The following is a 3,952-nucleotide window of genomic DNA, read 5'->3' as shown; positions in this document are numbered from 1 at the left end:
GGGTGAGGGCCGCTGTTGTGAGGGTGGCCAGGGCGGCCAGGGCGGCCGCGGTCCACGCGATCCGCACACGCTTCCGTTTGCCGGGCATGCGAGAACTCCTCCTCCGGTGCCGTCGGTCGGGGCCGGGTACGGGGTCCGATCATCCAGCCGTCCGGTTCCCGTCGCCAGCGGCACGTAGGCACAACGGCCGAACGGCGCACTGCCCGGCGTGCGCGCTCCTTCCGTGCACCTGACGGGGGCAACACGAGCTCACACGGGCTCACACGGGCTCGTACAGGCTCACACCGGCCGATCATGGACAATCGTGGGATGCCCATGAATCACACCCGCCCCTGCCCGTGCGGGCTCGGCGCGTCGTACGGCGACTGCTGCGGCGCCATCCACCGCGGCGAGAAGACGGCCGCGACGGCGGAGAAGCTGATGCGCTCCCGCTACAGCGCGTTCGCCGTGCACGACGCCGCCTATCTGCTGCGGTCGTGGCATCCGGCGACGCGGCCGGAGAGCATCGACTTCGACCCGGAGCTGCGGTGGACCCGCCTGGAGATCCTCGGTACGACGGACGGAACGCCGTTCCACTCCGAGGGGACGGTGGAGTTCCGGGCCCACTACACGGTCGGCGGCCACGCGGGTGACCAGCACGAGAACAGCCGGTTCACCCGTGTGGACGGCCAGTGGGTGTACGTGGACGCGGTGGAGTGACCGTCGGCCAGCCGGTCAGCAGGGGGCTCGCCACGCGTCGAGGCCGAGCTTCTTCTGCATCGAGCTGAGGCCGAGCCGCCTGCTGGTGCCGCAGAAGTCGCCCGGCTTCAGCTCGTACTCGACGTGGAAGACCGCCTTGCCGTTCTTCACGAACGGCGCGAGGCTGTCGCACTCGTCGTACTGGGCGCACTGCTCGTTCACGGCGAAGTCGAAGTCGGGGACCAGCTGAGGGATCTGTTCGAGGTCGTTCTTCAGCCCGACGGCCAGGCCCCGGTCGTGGGCGAGCTTGGCGAGCATCCGGTTGAAGGCGAGCTGGTCGGCGGCCTTCAGGGGGAAGCCGGTGTGGTTGCGGTAGCCCTCGGTGAGGTCGGGTTCGACGGCGTCGAACCCCTTCTGCCTGCACATGTCGATGCGGGAGGCCATGAGCGGCCGGAGGAGGTCGAGGCGGCGGATGTCCAGCCACTTCTCGCCGTGCCAGCCCTTGTTGTCCGCGCCGAGCAGGGCCTTGGGGAAGGCCGCCTTGTCGGGGCGGAAGTCCTCCCAGGCGCCCGCGTTGATGTAGCAGATGACCTTGCGGCCGCGGGCGTGGAGCTTGTCGACGACGGCGGCGGAGTTCTCGAAGCCGTCGATGTCGTAGACCGGCACGTCCACGCCGGTGTCGACCTTGCCGTCGAGCTGCCACTGCCAGCGGGTGCCGGGCCGGGGCTGCCAGTGGCCGCCCGTGGTCCGCGGTGCCCGCGAGGACGGGGCGGTGGCGCCGCCGTCGTCGTCACCGTCGTCGTCCGGTCCGGACGAGCCGGTCGCCGAGCAGCCCGCGAGGGCCAGCAGCAGGACGGCGGGCAGCACGGCCCACCGGTGACGTCCCGCCCGGGGGTTCACCGGCCCTCCCCCGTGGTCGCGGTCAGTGTCCCGGGCACGCTCTGCCACGGGTTGGGGCCCTCGCCGGGCACGGCGCAGTGCACGGCGGCTCCCCTGCGTGCCGCCGTGCGGGCCACCCGGTCGGCGTACCCGGAGGGCACGCCGTGGACGAGGTGGCAGAAGCGCTCGGGCGGGTGGTCGGTGGTCCAGGCCGGGACGTCGACGCGCCGGTACGTCTCCCAGTCGCCCTCGAAGGTGACGAGCAGGTCGCCGAGGCGGGCGTAGCCGGGGTCGGGGTGGGTGCCGGGGTTGAGCACGGCCGTGCGGGCGCCCAGCGCCCTGGCGACGGTCACGAGGCGGCGGTAGCGGGGCAGCAGGGCCGGGTGGGCGGCCACCTGGTCGAGGAAGACGCCGTCCACCTCGTACCACCTGCGGTGTCTGCGGATGTCGCCGACGACGTCGCGGGGCGGACGGTGGCCGTAGCCGGTGTCGGTGTAGCCGAGCAGGGGCACGCCGGCGGCGCGCAGCCGCGCGGCGGCCTCGGTGAAGGCGGGGTCGGGCCGTGCGCCGGGCCCGTCGGCGACGTTGAGGACCACCGCGCGCAGCGAGGGGGCGGCGGTCTCCAGCGCGGCCCACGCGGCCGGGTCGGCCGCGGGGTGGACGTACAGCGGGACCAGCAGGGGGCGCTGGTCCGCGGTCGGACGTTTCATCGGGCGGACTCCGGCGTTCGGGCGGTGTCGTGCCACAGGTCGGTGAGTGACTCGGTCAGGGTACGGCGTGGCAGCCAGCCGAGGGTGCGGGTGGCCAGCGTGATGTCGGCCTCCTGCCAGGGCACGGCGGCGGAGCGGTGCGAGCCGTCGCCGCCCTCGTCGAGCGTGCCGCGGAAGCCCGCGGCCCGGACGAGTTCCCCGGCGACGTCCCGGGAGGGCCGTGCCGTGCCGCTGCCGATGTTGAGGACGGGGGGTACGGGCCCGGGGGCGGTGACGGCGCGGACGACGGCGTCGGCCACGTCGCGGGCGTCGACGAAGTCGCGGTACGCGGAGAGGTCGCCGACGCGGACGCGGCCGTCGGGCCCGGCGCGGCGCAGTTCGCGGGCGAGCCGTCCGGGCAGGGAGCCGTCCGGGGCGCCGGGTCCGACGGGGTTGAACACGCGCAGGACGGTGGCGTCGAGGCCGGAGCCGGTGACGGCGAGGGTCCCGGCGAGCTTGGCGGCGCCGTAGAGGCCGACCGGCCGGGTGGTGCCGGACTCGGCGAGCGGGGCGCGGCCGTCGGCGGCACCGTACTCGGCGGCGGAGCCCAGGTGGACGAGGCGGGCGCGGGGCGCGGCCGCGCGGAGGGCCTCGCACAGGGCGGCGGGGCCGCGGGCGTTGGTCGCGGTGAGGGCGAGGGCGCTGCCGCCGACGGCACCCGCGCAGTTGACGACGGCGTCGGGCGCGGCGGCCCGCAGGACCTCGGCGAACCGTGCGGGGTCGGCCGTGGCGAGGTCGAGGGGCACGTCGCAAAACGCTTCGAAAGGCACTTCGACAGGCAGGGTGCCGCGTCGGCCCGCTTCGAGGACCTGCGCGCCCGGCAGGGCGCGCAGGCTCCCGGTGGCGTGCCGGCCGAGGAAGCCGGTGGCGCCCAGGACGAGGATGCGCATGCGGGCCGGTCACGCTCCCTTGATCAGCAGGTCGCGGTGGAGGGAGAACTCCCGGTTGGCCCGGTCGTAGTCGTCGGGGCGGCCGATGTCGAGCCAGTAGCCGTCGAACTCGTAGGCGTGCGGCGGGTTCTCCTCCCGGAGCATGTCCAGCACGAGTTCGTCGAAGCCGAGCGGGAGGCCGGGCGTGTAGCGGGCCAGGGCGGCGCGGGAGACGCCGTAGACGCCCATGGAGACGCGGTAGTCCATGCTCGGCTTCTCGGCGAAGCCGACGACGCGGCCGGCGTCGGTGGTGAGGACGCCGAAGTCGATGTTCACCTGGCGGGCGTAGGTGGCGATGGTGAGCGGCGCGCCCGAGCGGACGTGGGTGCGGTGGACGTCGCCGAAGTCGAGGTCGGTGAGGATGTCGCCGTTCATGGCGAGGAAGTGCTCGGGGAGGCGGTCGAGCATGGTGAGGAGGGGGCCCATGGTGCCGAGGGGGCTCTCCTCGGTCGTGTAGTCGACTCTCATGCCCCACTGGGAGCCGTCGCCGACGTAGGCGCGGATGATGTGCCCGAGGTGGCCGATGGCCAAGGTGCAGCTGGTGAAGCCCGCCTCGACGAGCTGGCGCATCACGATCTCCAGGATCGCGTGCTCCTCGCCGATGGGCACGAGGGGCTTGGGGAGCGCGGTGGTGTAGGGGCGCAGCCGGACGCCCTTGCCTCCGGCGAGTATGACTGCGTGCATGTGCCGTCCTCTCTGTGCGGGGGTGGATCTGTG

5 protein-coding genes are annotated in these 3,952 nt (G+C 73.7%); 1 reads left to right on the top strand and 4 read right to left on the bottom strand.

What is annotated here, in order from left to right; genetic code table 11:
- Positions 1 to 309: 309 nt before the first annotated feature.
- Entirely contained in the window at positions 310 to 699 is a 390-nt protein-coding gene (locus K6I34_RS33125) for a YchJ family protein (RefSeq protein ID WP_229331743.1), read from the top strand.
- Between the two features lie 15 nt (positions 700 to 714).
- Here the strand turns inward: K6I34_RS33125 and K6I34_RS33120 are convergent, their stop codons facing one another.
- The 4 genes from K6I34_RS33120 to K6I34_RS33105 are packed head-to-tail and all read right to left on the bottom strand — an operon-like array spanning position 715 to position 3,919.
- Positions 715 to 1,578: an endo alpha-1,4 polygalactosaminidase gene (locus K6I34_RS33120; RefSeq protein WP_229331742.1), complete on the bottom strand. Its 864-nt coding sequence runs from the start codon at positions 1,576 to 1,578 to the stop codon at positions 715 to 717.
- The gene (locus K6I34_RS33115) at positions 1,575 to 2,267 is read right to left on the bottom strand and encodes a spherulation-specific family 4 protein (protein ID WP_229331741.1); all 693 of its coding nucleotides are present in this window, start codon (positions 2,265 to 2,267) and stop codon (positions 1,575 to 1,577) included. Before K6I34_RS33115 ends, K6I34_RS33120 begins: the two co-directional genes overlap by 4 nt.
- On the bottom strand, positions 2,264 to 3,196 hold the full coding sequence (locus tag K6I34_RS33110) for an NAD(P)-dependent oxidoreductase (RefSeq protein ID WP_229331740.1): 933 nt from the start codon (positions 3,194 to 3,196) through the stop codon (positions 2,264 to 2,266). The genes K6I34_RS33115 and K6I34_RS33110 overlap by 4 nt, the downstream gene beginning before the upstream one ends.
- 9 nt (positions 3,197 to 3,205) lie before the next feature.
- Positions 3,206 to 3,919, bottom strand: a complete 714-nt coding sequence (locus tag K6I34_RS33105; RefSeq protein WP_229331739.1) for a nucleotidyltransferase family protein — start codon at positions 3,917 to 3,919, stop codon at positions 3,206 to 3,208.
- Between the last annotated feature and the right edge of the window lie 33 nt (positions 3,920 to 3,952).

It is taken from the genome of Streptomyces sp. UNOC14_S4 (assembly GCF_020740835.1).
Lineage (GTDB): Bacteria > Actinomycetota > Actinomycetes > Streptomycetales > Streptomycetaceae > Streptomyces.
The sequence above is the reverse complement of the archived record's forward strand: the minus strand, read 5'-3'. Positions and strand labels throughout refer to the sequence as shown.

Coding starts and splice junctions, on each gene's coding strand:
- K6I34_RS33125 (WP_229331743.1), top strand. CDS start 310: ATGCCCATGAATCACACCCGCCCCTGCCCGTGCGGGCTCGGCGCGTCG.
- K6I34_RS33110 (WP_229331740.1), bottom strand. CDS start 3,196: ATGCGCATCCTCGTCCTGGGCGCCACCGGCTTCCTCGGCCGGCACGCC.
- K6I34_RS33115 (WP_229331741.1), bottom strand. CDS start 2,267: ATGAAACGTCCGACCGCGGACCAGCGCCCCCTGCTGGTCCCGCTGTAC.
- K6I34_RS33105 (WP_229331739.1), bottom strand. CDS start 3,919: ATGCACGCAGTCATACTCGCCGGAGGCAAGGGCGTCCGGCTGCGCCCC.